This is a genomic window from Mobilitalea sibirica (assembly GCF_015999265.1).
Classification (GTDB): Bacteria; Bacillota; Clostridia; order Lachnospirales; family Lachnospiraceae; genus Mobilitalea; species Mobilitalea sibirica.
On record NZ_JAEAGR010000001.1, the window covers coordinates 195,482 to 214,161 of the forward strand.

The 18,680-nt window shown below is 38.0% G+C and carries 13 protein-coding genes; 10 read left to right on the top strand and 3 right to left on the bottom strand.

The window, feature by feature from the left end; translation table 11 throughout:
* Positions 1-420 precede the first annotated feature (420 nt).
* A complete protein-coding gene (locus I5677_RS00850) occupies positions 421-1,779 on the bottom strand; it encodes a PQQ-dependent sugar dehydrogenase (protein WP_197659664.1) in 1,359 nt (452 codons plus the stop codon).
* Between the two features lie 472 nt (positions 1,780-2,251).
* Here I5677_RS00850 and I5677_RS00855 point away from each other — a divergent pair, with 472 nt between their 5' ends.
* The 10 genes from I5677_RS00855 (at position 2,252) to I5677_RS00900 (ending at position 16,310) form a co-directional block, all read left to right on the top strand.
* On the top strand, positions 2,252-3,445 hold the full coding sequence (locus I5677_RS00855; protein WP_197659665.1) for a tetratricopeptide repeat protein: 1,194 nt from the start codon (positions 2,252-2,254) through the stop codon (positions 3,443-3,445).
* A gap of 231 nt (positions 3,446-3,676) precedes the next feature.
* Positions 3,677-4,921: a GTPase HflX gene (hflX, locus tag I5677_RS00860; protein ID WP_197659666.1), complete on the top strand. Its 1,245-nt coding sequence runs from the start codon at positions 3,677-3,679 to the stop codon at positions 4,919-4,921.
* 527 nt (positions 4,922-5,448) lie between these two features.
* Positions 5,449-7,824, top strand: coding sequence for a ribonucleoside triphosphate reductase (locus I5677_RS00865; RefSeq protein WP_197659667.1), 2,376 nt, complete (start codon positions 5,449-5,451; stop codon positions 7,822-7,824).
* A gap of 395 nt (positions 7,825-8,219) precedes the next feature.
* Positions 8,220-9,068 carry a thymidylate synthase gene (gene thyA, locus I5677_RS00870; RefSeq protein ID WP_197659668.1) on the top strand — a complete coding sequence of 283 codons (849 nt, stop codon included), beginning with the start codon at positions 8,220-8,222 and terminating at the stop codon, positions 9,066-9,068.
* Between the two features lie 247 nt (positions 9,069-9,315).
* Positions 9,316-9,807 carry a dihydrofolate reductase gene (locus tag I5677_RS00875; RefSeq protein ID WP_197659669.1) on the top strand — a complete coding sequence of 164 codons (492 nt, stop codon included), beginning with the start codon at positions 9,316-9,318 and terminating at the stop codon, positions 9,805-9,807.
* A gap of 192 nt (positions 9,808-9,999) precedes the next feature.
* Positions 10,000-11,067 (top strand): branched-chain amino acid aminotransferase, encoded by a 1,068-nt coding sequence (locus tag I5677_RS00880; RefSeq protein ID WP_197659670.1) that lies wholly within the window; start codon positions 10,000-10,002, stop codon positions 11,065-11,067.
* 107 nt (positions 11,068-11,174) lie between these two features.
* Positions 11,175-11,672 (top strand): DUF6106 family protein, encoded by a 498-nt coding sequence (locus I5677_RS00885; RefSeq protein WP_197659671.1) that lies wholly within the window; start codon positions 11,175-11,177, stop codon positions 11,670-11,672.
* 478 nt (positions 11,673-12,150) lie between these two features.
* Positions 12,151-13,608, top strand: coding sequence for an IMP dehydrogenase (guaB, locus tag I5677_RS00890; RefSeq protein ID WP_197659672.1), 1,458 nt, complete (start codon positions 12,151-12,153; stop codon positions 13,606-13,608).
* 305 nt (positions 13,609-13,913) lie between these two features.
* Positions 13,914-14,627 carry a peptidoglycan recognition protein family protein gene (locus I5677_RS00895; RefSeq protein ID WP_330617766.1) on the top strand — a complete coding sequence of 238 codons (714 nt, stop codon included), beginning with the start codon at positions 13,914-13,916 and terminating at the stop codon, positions 14,625-14,627.
* Between the two features lie 15 nt (positions 14,628-14,642).
* Positions 14,643-16,310, top strand: a complete 1,668-nt coding sequence (locus I5677_RS00900; RefSeq protein ID WP_197659673.1) for an SH3 domain-containing protein — start codon at positions 14,643-14,645, stop codon at positions 16,308-16,310.
* Between the two features lie 165 nt (positions 16,311-16,475).
* On the opposite strand, the gene I5677_RS00905 is transcribed toward I5677_RS00900, so the two are convergent.
* Positions 16,476-16,955 carry a deoxycytidylate deaminase gene (locus I5677_RS00905; protein WP_197659674.1) on the bottom strand — a complete coding sequence of 160 codons (480 nt, stop codon included), beginning with the start codon at positions 16,953-16,955 and terminating at the stop codon, positions 16,476-16,478.
* Between the two features lie 281 nt (positions 16,956-17,236).
* A complete protein-coding gene (gene pyk / locus I5677_RS00910) occupies positions 17,237-18,664 on the bottom strand; it encodes a pyruvate kinase (RefSeq protein ID WP_197659675.1) in 1,428 nt (475 codons plus the stop codon).
* Positions 18,665-18,680: the final 16 nt, after the last annotated feature.

An 18,680-nucleotide genomic window follows, 5' to 3' on the forward strand; every position in this document is an offset into this window, starting at 1 on the left:
AAATATAAATGTACATTCTTATCTGAAAACTATCCGTACATTATAAATGCGCGAAAACATCTTAAAGCAATGCAAGCGCGCCAATCAAATGATTAACAATAACAATTGTATCTATTGTAGCTCATATTTCCTAACTGTGTCAATGTCGTTTCTGATTTTAAACCCTTAGATTCTAATTTTAATTCTATCTATTCCTATAGGATTACGATAATTGTGCTATATTTCTTATCTCACTGTTAATATGTACCAAAATATTTGCTTCATATTAATAAAGAAAAACAGAGGATATGTTTTATGCATGTTCCCTCTGTTTTTCTTTACCATGTATAAGTCATTTTATCGGATTAGGCATTATAAAACTTCTCAATATAAATCAACTCAATACGTGGAAACTACGTGAATTATATACCCTATTAATTATCAAGCGTTTCTTGTTACTCTCCATAAAACTCCGTCCTCAGCATAGGGAGTCATATCTGCCTGACTTACATCCATTCGGCCAAAGTCCAGAATGTAAAGAGCATATCCACTGGGGTCAAATTTAACACTGATTGGTCGAAGCGGAGAATGACCGTTGTGATGTCCGGTAATAAAATCATAATATTCGCCCGTTTTCATATTAACCCGAACAACCCGGTGTCCAGGGTGATTTTCTAAGGTTCCGGTCATGGGAGTTAATGCACCGAATAAAGCTACAAAAGCATCCCCAACAGTACAAAACTTAGGATTTCTAGAGAAATCAAAATGGGTTGCAGCTGCATGGACTTCAAAAACAGAACGAAGTTTACCTGCAACCGGAGGATGCTCTGCCAGTACGAATTCTGGCACTTCCCCGTTTGGAGGTTGAAAAATCGGGTCAGTTACAGGAATACCGGCTACGTAATCCGGCCATCCATACCATCCGCCCTGTTCAATTTCATACATGGGATCAGGAGCATTGGCAATTGGTCGGCTTCCTCTGGCATCATAGCCTTGGTCAATACAGATCAGTTTTCCTTCCAGAGAAAAATTAAGTGCATAAGGATTTCGAAGGCCTATGGCATACTGCTCAAGGTTAGAGCCATCCGCATTTGCTCGATAGATGACACCATTGGCTTTTAAACTGCCTTTTATCATTTCACCGGATTCGCAAGGTTCACCAAGGGGTTTAAAGGAACCGGTATATACAAATTCGGGATTGCTAAATTTAAATGGGTTTAAAGAACGGTAATTCTTTCCTGTAAGTACATAGTCTATGGGTGGAATGTCGTGTTTGTCAGGATAATTAGCGAGCCATCCCATCATAAAATTATCCAAACCTACTACAGAGGAGTTAGTCGAAGTTCCGGTTCCAAAATACATCTTATCATATTTATCAAAAACAATATTCGAGGTATAATGATCCCCTCCGGTTGGCAGGCCGCTAATTAAAACACGGCTGTTACCATAGGTGTCTGCAACATAGATTTTTCCTTTAATGTCTCCTGTTGCCACATAAAAACAACCCTTATGCCAAGTTACTCCTGTCAAAGGACTGTCAAATCCGGAGGCTATGGTGGTAACATTACCATAAGGGTCAATTCGTTTGATTTTACCTCCTCCTTCTGCTTTTGCAGGGCCGTAGGAGAAACCGGCCTCACCGATGTATATATTTCCGATATCATCAAAGGTAATTGAGGTAGGATAGGTAAAGCCCATAGCGACCGGTTCTATATGATAACCGGCTTCGACTTCGATTTCTTTTGAGCTGTTACCTTGTGGTATTTCTCTTCTGTGCTCATGTTCAGCGTATTTTTTCATGTGATTAGGCCTAGGATCAATCATTGTTTTACAATACCTGATTTTTTCATTAATTTATCATATGAAAGGTACAAATATGCCGTGAATTGTACTATCGTACAAATTTTGATATACAGTAAGCCTTTGTCACTTTAATACCTAGTATAGAATATAATTATAAGTAGCTTTCCATTTATCTTCGAAAGGAAACGGATTCGGATTTACTTTGTTTCATAGGGTTGGTTTTCATAGAAAATATTTGTATGATCGTATCGATAGAAGTTCTATGCTGTGGATATCGAAAAATCTTCCGGACGCAGTCGAGAATTGTTGCCAATACATGGATTGTGTTGTATAATTAAACATATCTACAATATATAGTATATTTTAAGAAATCTTTCCGTTCATCTTTACTTTACAACACGGGATTAATAGATAGTTAATGTTTAGGTGCCAAGTCTTTCGTTATAGTAATTCAAATAGGGGGCAGAGGATGAAAAAGAAGCTACTTTCTTTCGGGTTATTATGTATCATGGTCATGATATTATCCGGGTGCAGTGCAGCCGGTGGTTATTATCGAAGTGGAAAGCGCTGCTTTTTAAGCGGGAATTTTGAGGAAGCAGCTGCTAATTTTAAAGCAGCTATATCACAAAACCCCAACAAAGCTATTTATTACATAGATTATGGTATGACCTTAATCGCCCTTGGACAATATGAAGAATCCATTGAACAGTTCGATAAAGCATATTTGGATAAAGATATAATTATGGTAAAAGAAAACAATAAAAGATCTTTACGGGGTAAGGGTATTGCTTATTATCAAATGTATCGTTACCACGATGCAATCCAACTGTTCGATGAAGCACTTCAAATGCGTGTATTATCTGAGCTCAACATGGACATATTGTATTATAAGGGAAGCTCTTTAATGACGATCGGATTTTATGAAGAAGCTAGGGATATCTATACAGAGTTTCTGAATACCTTTGGCGATGATCCGGTAGCTTTGTGTAATAGAGCATATACCTTTAGAAAGCTTGGTGACCAGGAAGCTAGTCTTATCGATTATGACAAGGCAATTTCTCTGAACCCAAAGAGTTATGAAGGGTATTTTGGTAAATACTATTTATTGCTGGATACCGGCAAAGAAGCTGAAGCGAAGCAGGTTTTAGAAGCGGCAGCAGCAATAGAAGTAAAGTCTAAGGAAGACCGATTTATGCAGGCAAAGGTGCATTATTATCAGGAACGTTATGATGAGGCCTTGGCAGAACTCAGCGAAGCCTTTGCCAACGGATTTACTGAGGCGTATTTCTATATTGGTGAAATTTACCGTAAGAAGAAGGATTATGAAACAGCAATTTATTATTATGATAAATATTTGGATGAAGGAAATATCACCACGCCTTTCGTTTATAACCAGATAGCAACCAGTCTGATGACAACCGGTGAATATAAACAGGCTATAAAGTATCTGGAAAAAGGAATGGATTATAAACATGCCGGTACGATGAAAGCATTAAAGAAAAATGAAATTATTGCTTATGAAAATCTTGGACTGTTTGAGACTGCAATTCAAAAATTAAAGGAATATAAAGCAAGCTACCCAGAGGATAAAGAGGCAGAGAAGGAACTGGATTTTATTACAACCAGATTAATGAACCCGGATGATATCAAGAAAGGACAATGATAGCTTGGTATTAGAAAAGGCCTTATTTATTTATCTGAACATATAAGAACAATGAAAAAGTGATCTGTGAAAATTAAGATATCTCATTTCCCGGGGATGGACTGTAATGAGAATTCAAAGAGGTAAGAATTAGGATAATATAGGAAAATAATTGACATAATGTGGATAATGTGTTTGAGTGGGTAATATGGTTTTATGATAGTATACAGGAATGATATTGAGAGGTAGAGCATGTCAGATTTATATGAGATAAAGGAACAAATTGAGAGATTTGTACTGGTAGGTGTTGCAGTATCGGATAATGATGATACGGCCCAGTCTCTGGATGAGCTGGAGGAATTGGCCGATACAGCCGGAGCTATCACCGTAGGAAAGATTATCCAAAACCGGGAGAGAATACATCCGGGTACTTATATCGGTAAGGGTAAGATTGAAGAGGTCAGGGCTATGGTATTCGAAATGGATGCCACAGGGGTTGTCTGTGATGATGAACTGTCACCGGCACAGTTAAAAAATCTGGAGGATTCACTTCAAACTAAGGTTCTTGACCGCACTGTACTAATTCTTGATATCTTTGCAAAGAGAGCTTCTACAAAAGAAGGGAAAATTCAAGTGGAACTGGCGCAGTTAAAATACCGTGCAACCCGGCTGATTGGTCTTAGAAATTCCTTATCAAGACTTGGTGGTGGAATAGGTACCAGAGGACCCGGTGAGAAAAAGCTGGAGATTGACCGCCGCTTAATCAAGGAACGAATTACGCAGTTAAAACAAGAACTGGAAGGGATAAAGAAAAACAGAGAAACTGCAAGAAGCTTAAGAAGCAAAAGTAAAATACCTGTAATCGCTATTGTGGGTTATACCAATGCCGGTAAATCCACCTTACTAAATCATCTGACGCAAGCCGGAGTATTGGAAGAAGATAAACTGTTTGCAACCCTTGATCCAACCACACGAAATCTAAATTTAGAAAGCGGTCAGCAAATTCTTATGACTGATACAGTAGGTTTTATACGCAAGCTCCCCCATCACTTAATTGATTCTTTTCGTTCAACCTTAGAGGAAGCGAAATATGCAGATATTATCCTACATGTTGTTGACAGCTCCAATCCGGATGCTTATAAACAGATGCATATTGTATATGAAACCCTGACAAAGCTTGGGATAGAAGACAAAGTAATTATTACGGCTTTCAATAAACAGGATAAGCTAGAAGCTGAACAGATTATGAAAGATTTTAAAGCGGATTATACGGTGAAAATATCAGCCAAGACCGGTAAGGATGTGGATAAGCTTCTTGATCTGATTGAAAAGGTGTTAAAAGAGAGAAAAGTTTTAGTGGAAAGAGTATTTTCCTATCAAGAAGCGGGTAAGATTCAGGCGATCCGTAAATACGGTCAGCTCTTAGAAGAGGAATATAGGCAGGAGGGTATCTTCGTTAAAGCCTATGTACCGAAGGATATCTATCAAGGAATGTAAGGTTTTATAACATTATGTAAGCGAAAGTAATAGGTAGTTATGCGGTGTTTACTTTATAATGAAAGACGGATATATAAATGTAGTTGAAATAAAAATCAAATCTTATGCAACAGCGAAATGGCATTATGTTATTTGGTCAAAATCATATGAGACACTAGATAAGTAGATGTTTATCATTTTAATAAAGAATGAATTGGTAATTAAAAGGATATTTGTGATTGAAAAAGATATATTTAACAACAGAATATCTTAGAATTTATGTGTATAATAGAACTTTCGGTTGAGAGTATTCAAAGATATTTTAGCTCGTTGTTACCGAGCTACCGTGTGTTTATCGGCATATTATACCAAATACTTTATAGGAATTAATAACTAATTTAAATACTAGATATTGTGTAAGATATAAAAAATCTTCATATATCTAGTATTTTTGTATTGACTATCCAGCTCTTTTCTGATAGTATTTATTCATAAGAAATTGTGCAGATATCTCTACTTTAAGAGAGCGGGAAGGGAGACAGTTACATATGATTAACGTTGTAAAAAGAGATGGTCAGGTCGCTGAATTTACCTTAAAAAAAATTAGTGACGCTGTAACCAAGGCGTTCAAAGCCACGGAGAAATTTTATACGGAAGAAATTATCAGTTTATTATCACTTCGCGTAACATCGGATTTTCAGAAGAAGATTAAGGATGATCAAATACACGTAGAGGACATCCAAGATAGTGTGGAAAATGTATTGGAGCAAACCGGATATACGGATGTTGCAAAGGCATATATCCTATATCGTAAAAATAGAGAAAAAATTCGTAATATGAAATCTACGATCCTTGATTATAAGGATATCGTTAACAACTATGTGAATGAAGAGGATTGGAGAGTGAAGGAAAACTCTACAGTAACTTATTCCGTAGGTGGTCTTATCTTACATAATTCAGGTGCAATTACGGCTAATTACTGGTTATCAGAAATCTATGATGAAGAGATTGCAAATGCACACAGAAGTGCAGATATTCATCTGCATGATTTATCCATGTTAACCGGATATTGTGCCGGTTGGTCATTAAAACAGTTAATTAAAGAAGGTCTTGGCGGAATCCCCGGAAAGATTACCTCCTCACCGGCAAGCCATCTATCAACCCTTTGCAACCAGATGGTAAACTTCCTTGGTATTATGCAGAATGAATGGGCAGGAGCACAAGCATTTTCCTCCTTTGATACCTATCTGGCTCCGTTTGTGAAAATAGATAATTTAACCTATAAAGAAGTAAAACAATGTATCCAATCCTTTGTATATGGTGTTAACACTCCCAGCCGTTGGGGTACCCAGGCACCGTTTTCTAACATTACGCTTGACTGGACCGTACCAAACGATTTGGCAGAATTGCCTTGTATCGTAGGCGGTAAGGAAGTGGATTTTAAATATAAGGATTGTAAAAAAGAGATGGATATGGTCAATAAGGCTTTCATTGAGATTATGATCGAGGGCGATGCCAACGGAAGAGGGTTCCAATATCCGATTCCCACGTATTCCATCACCAGGGACTTTGATTGGTCAGATACGGAGAATAACCGTTTGTTATTCGAAATGACAGCAAAATACGGTACACCTTACTTCTCCAATTACATAAATAGCGATATGGAACCCAGCGATGTACGTTCCATGTGTTGCAGACTTCGTCTGGATCTTCGTGAACTTCGAAAGAAAACCGGTGGTTTCTTCGGTTCCGGTGAGAGTACAGGATCGGTTGGTGTTGTTACGATCAATATGCCAAGAATTGCTTATATGGCAGCCAATGAAGAAGAATTCTTTAACCGTCTTGACAGAATGATGGATATCTGCGCTCGTTCCTTAAAGGTTAAGAGAGGCGTTATTACAAAACTCTTGAACGAAGGTCTGTATCCTTATACGAAGAGATATCTTGGTTCCTTTGACAATCATTTCTCTACCATTGGGCTGGTGGGAATGAATGAAGTGGGTCTGAATGCAAAATGGCTTGGCCAAGACATGACCCATGAGAAGACAAAGAACTTTGCCATAAAGACATTGAATCATATGAGAGAGCGTCTGTCCGATTATCAGGAGAAATACGGTGATCTCTATAACTTAGAGGCATCTCCGGCAGAATCCACTTCATTCCGCCTTGCGAAGTTTGACAGAAAGAGATTCCCGGATATTAAGACTGCCGGTAAAGAGGGAGATACCCCTTATTATACCAACAGTTCCCATCTGCCCGTAGGCTATACAGAGGATATCTTCGAGGCTTTGGATATTCAGGATGAATTACAGACTCTCTATACCTCAGGAACCGTATTCCATGCCTTCTTAGGAGAGAAATTACCGGATTGGGAAGCAGCTGCGAAGCTGGTAAGAACCATTGCAGAGAATTATAAGCTGCCTTACTATACTATGTCACCTACTTATTCCGTATGTAAGACCCATGGTTATCTGGAAGGAGAGAAATTTACCTGTCCTCATTGCGGAGAAAAGGCTGAGGTTTACAGCCGTATCACCGGTTATTATCGTCCGGTGCAAAACTGGAATGACGGTAAGTCTCAGGAATATAAAAACAGAAGACTTTATGAACCGGAGAATTCAAGAGAAATGCCGGTTGGAGTAGCAGAACGCTTCAACGGATTTGATCTGGAACAAGAAAGTATGATGGGTGACGGCTTATATCTGTTTACGACTAAGACCTGTCCGAATTGCCATCTGGCGAAACAGGCACTTAAGGATTTCTCTTTCACAGTTGTCGATGCGGAAGAGAATGCGGACCTTGCGAAAGAATATAGTATTATGCAGGCTCCTACCTTAGTCGTAATTAAGGACGGCGTAGCAAAGAAATATGTCAATGCTTCTAATATCAAGAAATATATTGAGGACCAGTTGGTTTGCTTATAAACAAATGACATTAATTAATAGAAAAAGGTACATAGATAAAGGTTTGGTACGGCAATAGCAGTATGCCGAAAAACTTAATAAGGCTTTCCCAAAAGTATATAGTTGCATGCAGGTATCGAATAAATTCGGTATTTGCATGCAACAATTATGTTAGATAATAAAGTTTTTGATACAATACAAAGTATTAAGGGCTACATTTTTCCTTGCTTACTCTGTCTGTGTGAGGTACAATATTGAAAGAAAGTAACCTGATTTTTGCTTATATAGTGACAGATAATAGGGTATGCAAGGAATGAAACTTGTGTGCTACCTTATATCTGGTTCCAAGGTATATAAGCTATCGTACAAAATATAGATCTGATAAACGTCAAAAATAACCGGGGAGGAAATGATGTATGAGCTTAGCAGATAATATTTTTATTTCTATGTGTAAGGATATTCTCGATAACGGAACGAGTACCGAGGGTGAAAAGGTCAGACCGAAATGGGAGGATGGGACCTTCGCCTATACAATAAAAAAATTCGGAGTTGTAAACCGTTATGATTTATCTAAGGAATTCCCGGCGTTAACACTCAGAAGAACGGCAATAAAAAGCTGTATCGATGAGATACTTTGGATCTGGCAGAAGAAATCCAATAATATAAATGATCTGAACAGCCATATCTGGGACAGTTGGGCGGATGAGGACGGCTCGATCGGTAAGGCTTATGGCTACCAGTTGGCTGTAAAACATCAATATAAAGAAGGAATGATGGATCAGGTTGAACGGGTAATTTATGACCTAAAGAATAACCCCTACAGCAGAAGAATTATGACAAATCTCTATGTACATCAGGATCTTCATGAGATGAATTTATATCCCTGTGCTTATAGTATGACCTTTAATGTTACGAAAAAATCGGACAGCGAAAAGCTGGTGTTAAATGGGATACTTAACCAACGCTCCAATGATATCCTGGCGGCGAATAACTGGAATGTATGCCAGTATTCCGTCCTTTTGCATATGCTGGCACAGGTTTGTGGCTATGAAGTGGGAGAGCTGGTGCATGTGATTGCGGATGCCCATATCTATGACAGACATATCCCGGTCATTAAGGAACTGATTGAGAGACCGACATTTGAAGCACCAACCTTCTGGATGAATCCGGATGTTAAGGATTTCTATCAGTTTAAGGTTGAGGATTTTGAATTAAGAAATTATCAGCATGGACCTAAGGTGGAAAATATCCCGGTTGCTGTATAGTCTTATTATGAGTCTATATTGTGCGTTTTCAAATCATATGAAGGTATAACGGAGTTTTATACAATATAGATGTAATTAGTAATTTTGTTGCTAGACATATGAATTTGTAAGAACTATTTATTATATACAATTCCTAAACAAGAATAGTGATAAAATAGGATTTGCATTCAATATAATATAATATAATAAATGAATACATTTGCGGACTAGGATTACGGGTCCTTATTGGTAGAAAGGTGGAATATAAATGAATCTTATTGTAGCCGTGGATAACAACTGGGCTATCGGGTATCAGAATCGGCTCCTAGTGAGGATTCCCGCAGACCAAAGATTTTTTAGAGATGAAACAATACATAAAGCTGTCATCATGGGTAGAAAGACCTTGGAGAGCTTTCCGGGAGGACAGCCCCTCAAAGAGCGTCTGAATGTAGTGATTACTTCAAACCCAACCTATAAAGTAAAGGATGCACTTATAGTTAAGAATATCGAGGAAGCTTTAGAGGCGGTCAAGGGTTATGCATCTGAGGATATCTATATCATCGGTGGTGCCACAATCTATAAGCAAATGTTAGATTTATGCGATGTGGCCCATGTGACTAAAATTGACTATGCATATGAGGCAGATACCTATTTCCCGAATTTAGATGAGAGACCGGATTGGATTCTAACGGGAGAATCAGATGAACAAACCTATTATGATTTAACCTATACCTTCTGTAAATATGAAAAAAAGAAGTAAACAGTTAGGTTTAAAATAGGAATTAATATAATTTAATAGGAAAAATACGTTAAAAACACTTGAAAAAATCCTATAGTAATACTACTATATAAAATATATAATTTTTAGGAAACAATCATAGGATACAAGTCAGCTATAACGCAAAAAGATGGAATGTTTGCCGATGCTGATAGAAAAGGAAGGATGATAAGAATGCTCGATATCAAAGTTGAAATGACGAAAACCCCGAAGGAGCTGCCCAGTGCAGATAATCCCTTAAAATTTGGTACCATTTTTACGGACCATATGTTTATTATGAACTATGAAGAGGGAAAGGGTTGGATTAATCCCCGAGTCGTTCCTTATCAACCGATTTCATTAGAGCCTTCCGCTATGGTATTTCATTATGGGCAGGAGATGTTCGAGGGCTTAAAAGCTTATAAGACAGAGGATGGAAGAACCTTGTTGTTCCGTCCGAATAAAAATGCGGAAAGAACCAACAGAACCAATCGAAGAATCTGTATTCCGGAGATTCCGATTGAGGACTTTGTACAAGCAGTAAAAACAGTTGTTAAGATTGATGAAGCATGGATACCCACAAAGCCGGGAACCTCTTTGTATATCAGACCGTTTATCATAGCTACGGATCCGTTCCTTGGAGTAAGGCCATCCCACAGTTATATGTTCATGATTATCCTTTCACCGGTAGGACCTTATTATCCGGAAGGACTTAATCCGGTTAAGATCTGGATTGAGGATGAGTATGTCAGGGCGGTAAAAGGTGGTATCGGAGAAGCAAAAACCGGAGGTAATTATGTGGCTTCTTTAAGATCACAGGTTAAAGCCCATGACGAGGGTTATTCTCAGGTAATGTGGTTGGATGGTGTTGACAGAAAATACATCGAAGAGGTCGGTGCAATGAACATCTTCTTTAAGATTAACGGCACATTAATTACACCTTTGTTAACAGGAAGTATTCTTCCCGGTGTTACCAGAGATTCTGTTATCCAAGTATGTAAAGAGTGGGGATTAGCGGTTGAAGAACGCCGAATCTCCATTGATGAGATATATGAAGCCTATCAAAACGGCACCCTGGAAGAGGTATTTGGAACCGGTACGGCTGCAGTCATCTCTCCGGTAGGCGGTCTTCGTTGGGGCGATCAGATTATGCAGGTACAGGATGGTGGTATCGGTCCGGTAAGCCAGAAACTTTACGATACACTCACAGGAATACAGCTAGGTAGAATAGAAGATACTCATAATTGGACGGTAGAGGTATAGTACAGCACGAGTAACTTCTAAACAGGCCATTCCATCATGATCACTTCGATCAGAGTAACAGAGGAGTTAGTAGGCCGTGAAAATAATAGAAAGGCACAGGTGTTAGAATGAATCAACTTTATGCAGAAGCGGGTGTTAAAAGAAAGGATACGACGGCAACGTTGGCACTTCGTTTTCTTATGTTTGTCGGGATTATCATAGGCTTTATTGCTATGTTTTTAGGACAAATTTTTAGTATTGTGGGAATTGCTATGGTGGTGGTATTATTTTATCTGCTACCCAGGCTGAATGTAGAATATGAATATGTTTTTGTTGACGGACAATTGGATTTTGACAAGATTATGGGTAAGGCGAAGAGAAAGCAGATCTTGCGAATTGATTTTGAGCAGGTGGAAATCATGGCTCCGATTAATTCTCATGCCTTAGATTCCTACAATCATGTTCAGATGGATAAGAAGGATTTCTCCTCCGGCACCAAGGAAAGTAAACCCTATGTTATTATTGCAAATGTCGATAACAAGAAATACAGAATTTTGTTTGAGCCCAGTGAAAAAATGATTGGTATGATCAAACAAAAGAGTCCGAGAAAATTATCACCGTATTAAAAAGCAATGAAGTAGGAATCCTGTTAGATAGAAAGAGATTAAATCTAAGTTGGGTTACTAGAATAAGAAATGAAAACGAAAATTAGAAATATAAAGTTTACAGACCGATATCATATAGACGCTGATATCGGTCTTTTTGTTTTAGAAAAATTTCTCCGAATTTCTTATAGAATAAAAAGCCTTCCCGGTAGGATTCACATTTGTGTCGGAAATCTTGTCGGTTTTCCCGTTTTGTATGCGCATAAAAAACAGATGATGTCGGTAGAAAAACATTGAAATGAAACAAGAGAAATTTATTTTATTGTTGTTGACAAGGTATGGATTATTAGATATACTTGTAAAAATATTTTAATCATAAATAAATTACCAATAAAAATATTTATAACAACAACCAAAATCAACATGGATATGTTGAAATGAAAAAGTAACTTATATAACTATAAACTACATCTATTAAGAAAGTGAGGAGATTAAAAAAATGGGTCATATTATTGGTGAAGGAATCACATTTGACGACGTATTATTAGTGCCTGCTTATTCTGAGGTTATCCCGAATCAAGTTGAGTTATCAACGAATCTGACCAAGAAAATCAGACTAAATATTCCATTAATGAGTGCCGGTATGGACACTGTTACTGAAAATCGAATGGCAATCGCAATGGCGAGACAGGGTGGTATCGGAGTTATTCATAAAAACATGTCGATTGAGGAACAGGCTGAGGAAGTTGATAAGGTAAAACGTTCTGAAAACGGTGTTATTACGGATCCCTTTTATCTGTCTCCGGAACATACGTTACAGGACGCGAATGAGTTGATGGCAAAATACAGGATTTCCGGTGTGCCGATTACCGTAAATGGCAAGAAATTAGTAGGTATCATCACCAATCGTGACCTAAAGTTTGAAACAGACTTTACAAAGAAAATTAAAGAGTCCATGACCTCTGAGGGTCTCATTACAGCGAAGGAAGGAATCACCCTGGAGGAGGCTAAGAAAATTCTTGGTGCTGCCAGAAAAGAGAAGCTTCCGATTGTAGATGCGAAAGGAAACCTAAAGGGTCTTATTACAATTAAAGATATTGAAAAGCAGATTAAATATCCCTTATCTGCTAAGGATGCACAGGGTAGATTATTATGTGCGGCAGCAGTTGGTATTACGAATAATATTCTTGACCGTGTAGATGCCCTCATTAAAGCCAAGGTAGATGCTATTGTTATTGATACGGCTCATGGTCATTCTGCAAATGTAATACAGGTAGTTAAGAAGGTTAGAGATGCATATCCGGAGGCGCAGATTATCGCAGGTAATGTGGCAACAGGAGAAGCAACTCTGGATCTGATTAAGGCGGGTGTGGATGCCGTTAAGGTTGGTATCGGACCCGGTTCTATTTGTACAACCAGAGTGGTAGCCGGTATTGGTGTTCCGCAGATTACAGCAATTATCAATGCGTATGAAGTAGCAAAAAGCTATGGTATTCCTGTTATTGCTGATGGAGGTATTAAATACTCCGGTGATCTTACGAAGGCTCTGGCAGCCGGTGCTAACGTATGTATGATGGGAAGTATCTTTGCAGGTTGTGATGAAAGCCCCGGAACCTTTGAACTATATCAGGGAAGAAAGTATAAGGTTTACCGTGGTATGGGATCCATTGCTGCGATGGAAAAGGGAAGTAAGGATCGTTATTTCCAGACAGATGCCAAGAAGCTGGTTCCGGAAGGTGTGGAAGGCCGTGTTGCATATAAGGGTACAGTGGAAGATACCGTATTCCAGCTCATCGGAGGATTAAGATCCGGTATGGGTTATTGTGGAGCCAAGAACATAGAAACTCTTCAGGAAACAGGTAAATTCGTTAAGATTACAGCGGCTTCCTTAAAAGAAAGCCACCCTCATGACATTCATATTACGAAGGAAGCACCAAACTATAGTGTTGAAGAATAAAAGCAAGATTTCATAACTTAGTAGGTACCCTATTCGAGCTAATATAAATATATACGGGCAGGAAAACTGTATAAAACAGATTTTCTTGCCCGTTTTCACTTTCATATGCGCGAAGACAAAGGCAGGTAAAGAATAAGATACAGATAGTTCAGATAGTGAAGAGATTGACAATACCATGGATAATTTATACAATGAGTAAAGATTATCTAATTTATTTAGTATTTGCATCAGGAAATTAGAATTATTTTTGTTTAGTATGGAACGAATGAGTCAGAGAAATATACACATGATTGAAGGGTGATATTGTGAGTAAGATACTATCGAAGGAAGAGTGGCTTCGAAGGCAGAGGCTTAAAAATAAAATTATGGTTATATTGGTAATCACCTTGATGATAGCAATTTTTACCGTATCGGCACTCGTAATCGGTAAATTATTAATATCGTTGTTTAATAACACCGGACATAAAACAGAAGCGGTCACCGTTACCTTATCCAATGGAACCGTTGTATCAAAGCAGTATCTGACACCAAACCGGTACTCCAGACCTCAGACGAAACTTAAGAAGGTTAACGGTATCGTAATTCATTATACGGCAAACCCGGGAACTTCTGCGAGTGCAAATCGCAATTATTTTGAAGGCTTGGCAAGAAAAAAAACGACATCTGCCAGTAGTCATTATATCATTGGACTAGAGGGTGAAATCATACAATGCATTCCCCTAACAGAGATTGCCTATGCATCCAATGAACGAAATAAGGATACCATCTCCATAGAGTGCTGTCATCCGGACGAGACCGGCAGGTTTAATGAAGAAACCTATAAATCTCTGGTTGCATTGGCGGCAGTCCTATATAAGGAATTTAACCTGGGAGAAGAAGATATCATAAGGCATTATGATGTATCAGGGAAGCTCTGTCCGCTCTATTATGTGGAAAATGAAACTGAGTGGGAGAAGCTTAAGAAAGACATAATGGATGAAATTATAAAGATGAATGAAGATAAGCAAAATAATATATAAAATATGAGGTGAGCGATGAAAAGATTACTATTAGTATTATGTATAGCAGTAATATTTGCCGGATGTAAAGCCAATGAAAAAGAAGCAGATCAAACGGCTAAAAATGTATATTCAGAAGCAGAACAGGAGAAGACAGAGAATGATAGTACTTCTAATGCCACTCAGGATTTAGAGAGCTTTGATACCGTTTATAAAACTGAAGGGTTACTGGGAGCCATTGATTACTTTAATCGGCAGTATGATGTGTTTAATGAAGATCAGCGACTGAGTTATGCTAAGTTAATTGTCGAAGAAGTAATTCGTCGCTCTAACGAATATGAAGTACTGAATAATGCAATTTTACCTATGGATAGCGTTGCTCCACCGTTGTATGAGAATGTCAATTATCTGTATGAGGGTATCTACACCAAGGAAGAGAATATCATATATATTAACATGCTTCCGAATACTTCTAATTATGACATATTTGAGAGGCTATCAGAGGATGATGTCTTTGGATTATATAAGGCGTATTGGATCTCAGATGGTAATATAGAGGATTTTGGTTTTAAGGTGGCAGTTGAACCGGATACCTATCAGAAAATGAAAAGAGCTTTGGAACTGGTATATGAACTCAGATATGAAACAGAATATTATGATGACAATGATCAACCGGTTCAGGGGTTAAATAACTTTTCAAAATTAACGGATGATATCAAGGTAGGAGATACAGGGCTAAAATCAGAAGCCAAATATCCTTTGGTATATGTAGAAAAGAATGATTTATTACAGGTTCTTAAGGAAGAGTCTAAGACGGAGGCTTATCTACCAGTACAGATGGATTTTGTCAGCAGACCCTTTCAATCTGGCGAGAATCAAGAGGTCCAATCGGATCCTATGCCTTTAGACGATTCTTCTGATGAAAGTCCTCTGCTGGCATCCTATGATTCTAAGAATGGTACAACCTTTTATAAATATAAGTCCAATGTACCTGTATTATTTGATTTAGATGAAGATGGAGTTAAAGAAACTATTACATATAATACAACGAAGGGGCTCATCTCAGTGGAGGGATATGATCCCATTGAAGTTGATGTAATGTTTGCAGAAACGGAGTATTTTGTTATTCTTCGGTTTTCGGATACTTATGATAGTAAATTAAATCTGATCGGTATCATTGATTTTGGACCCAGTGACGATTATACCACGAGCTTTTACGGAATCGTACAGACTCCGGATATGAACTACGGATATTATAGTCTTGGTACGATTCCCGGGATGATAACACCGCAACAGGAATATGATGAGACCAAGATGTTTGATTTTAATTTTAAAGCGGTTTACCTTGATCATATAGGAATTAATGCTCCGGTAAGACTGGATATCATAGCCAGGTATCATACTTGGTTTGGAAGGAACACCTTTACTTATTCACCGGCGAATGTGTCCCTGGTGGACCATGGAATAATAGGTTTAGAACACTATGTTACTTCCTCTAAGTTAAGTGTGATAAGGGATATGATTGCATACAGATCCAATGATTTGGTTTCAGATACAGTTGTCCTAAGAGCAGGAAGTGAAGTGGAGATGGTAGCTACCGATAATAAGGAATGGATTCAGGTTCGGGTAAATGGCAGCCTTGGATGGGTTCATGCAGAGGATGTAAATGAGGATCATTTTACAGGTTTTACAGCTTATGACTAAGACATAAGTAATAACTATAAAATATAAAGATAAAAAATGAAAGGCTCCCTTAATGAATGGTTCAGGAAGGGAGCCTTTTATTTTTATGTAAGTGAAGCGACTTACGGTTCACTTGTTTGTGTAAAAACGCATGTAAGGAATGCATTTAATATATTGATTATAACTTTATAAAGATATCACAATATCCTTACCGATAGGATGATACTGCCTGTATTTTACTCCGGAGGAGTCAAGCATACGTTTTGCAGCTATTACAGATTCGGTATCTGCATATTTATCACACATATATATGATTTCAGTGATTCCTTTTTGAATAATCGCTTTGGTACATTCATTGCATGGGAACAGAGTTGTATAGATTTTAGCACCTTTCATATGTGTACCCGTATAATTTAAGATAGCGTTTAGTTCTGCATGGCATACATAAAAATACTTTGTATCGAGACCATTACCTTCCCTGTCCCAAGGATAATCGTCATCGGAGCAACCGATTGGCATACCGTTGTAACCAACGGAGAGAATTTTGTTGTCCTCACTAACGATACAGGCTCCGACACTGGTACTTGGGTCTTTGCTACGCTCGGTTGATAAAAGAGCAATTCCCATAAAATATTCATCCCATTTGATATAGTCCTGCTTTTTCATATGTAACTTTCCCCTTCCTTCTGAGTTGATTCAAGTTAATATCTATAATTTATAATAGCAATTTATTAATAAATATACAACAGTTTTTGCTCTTTGGCAAAAGATAATATCAACTATCTTTTATCACTCATATAACTAATATTCGAATTATAAATGCTTAACTAAGTATTTCAGAGAGAAAGATTACATAAAAAATCCGAAGCAATGTATTTACAAGAAAATAGTTCGATTTTATCTTTGCATAAGATATTATCCTAAGCTATCATACGAATAATTGCAAATTATTCTTTGCTTCCAGCTATTTGAACCTTTATAATGTTGGTGGTTCCTGATATACCAAGTGGAACTCCGGCTGTAAGTACAGCCAGTTCGCCATCCTTTAAATATCCGGCATTTTCTACAGCATCAATAGAGTGGTCAAACAATTCAAAGGTATCATGCTCTACGGCAATCATAAGGGGAGTTACACCCCAAGCAAGATTTAATTGTCTGTATACTACAGAATCCGTGGTGCAGGCCAAGATTGGACAAGCCGGACGGTATCTGGATACCATACGGGCGGTTCTACCGGAAGTTGTGACGGTAATAATCATTTTCGCATTCAAATCATGGGCGGTGGTAACAGTTGCTCGGGAAATAGCATCCGTAATGTCGGGATTCTGGGAGACATCCTGGATACGAAAACGCTTTTTATAATCGATATCAGCTTCTGCTCGAATTGCAATCTTTACCATGGTTTTTAAAGCCTCTACCGGATAACAACCTGCGGCTGTTTCACCGGAAAGCATGATGGCACTGGTACCGTCATAGATCGCATTCGCCACATCAGTGGTTTCCGCTCTTGTAGGACGGGGATTCTTTATCATGGAATCAAGCATCTGCGTTGCGGTAATTACCTGCTTACCTCTATTATAAACTTTCTTTATAATCATCTTTTGAATCACGGGTACTTCTTCATAAGGAACTTCAACACCCATATCGCCACGAGCAATCATGATACCGTCCGCAGCTTCTATGATTTCATCAATATTTTCTACCCCTTGCAAGTTTTCTATTTTCGCAATTATTTTTGTCTGTGAGTTATGCTCATCAAGTATTCTTCTGATTTCCTTTACATCTTCTGCTGTTCTAACAAATGAAGCGGCTATAAAATCATATCCATGTTCAATTGCAAATAAAATATCTTCTCTGTCTTTATCGCTGATAAAAGGCATGGACAGATGAGCACCGGGAACATTAACACCTTTTTTGTTTGATACAGTTCCGCCGTTCTTAACTTCACAGACAATTTTCTTATCAGCTATTTCGATTACGGACATCTCAATTAGACCATCATCAATTAATATGGTGGTTCCAACGAGGATATCATTTATTAATTCCGGATAGCTGATGGATACGCCGTTTTCGTTACCTTCTATTTTTTCGGTATATAGGGTAAAGGTCTGACCTGCCTGCAGTTGAATTTTCTTATCATCCTTGAAAGTACCAATTCGAATTTCCGGTCCTTTGGTATCAAGTAGTGTAGCGATTGGCATGTTCAACTCTTTTCTAAATTGTTCAATCTTTCTAAATCTCCCCAGATGCTCTGCGTGATCTGCATGAGAGAAATTAAAACGAGCAACGTCCATACCGGAAAGAATTAAATCCTTCAAGATTTTATCGTCGTCTGTTGATGGGCCTAGGGTACAAATAATTTTTGTCTTTCTCATACTTTTTACTCCTTTG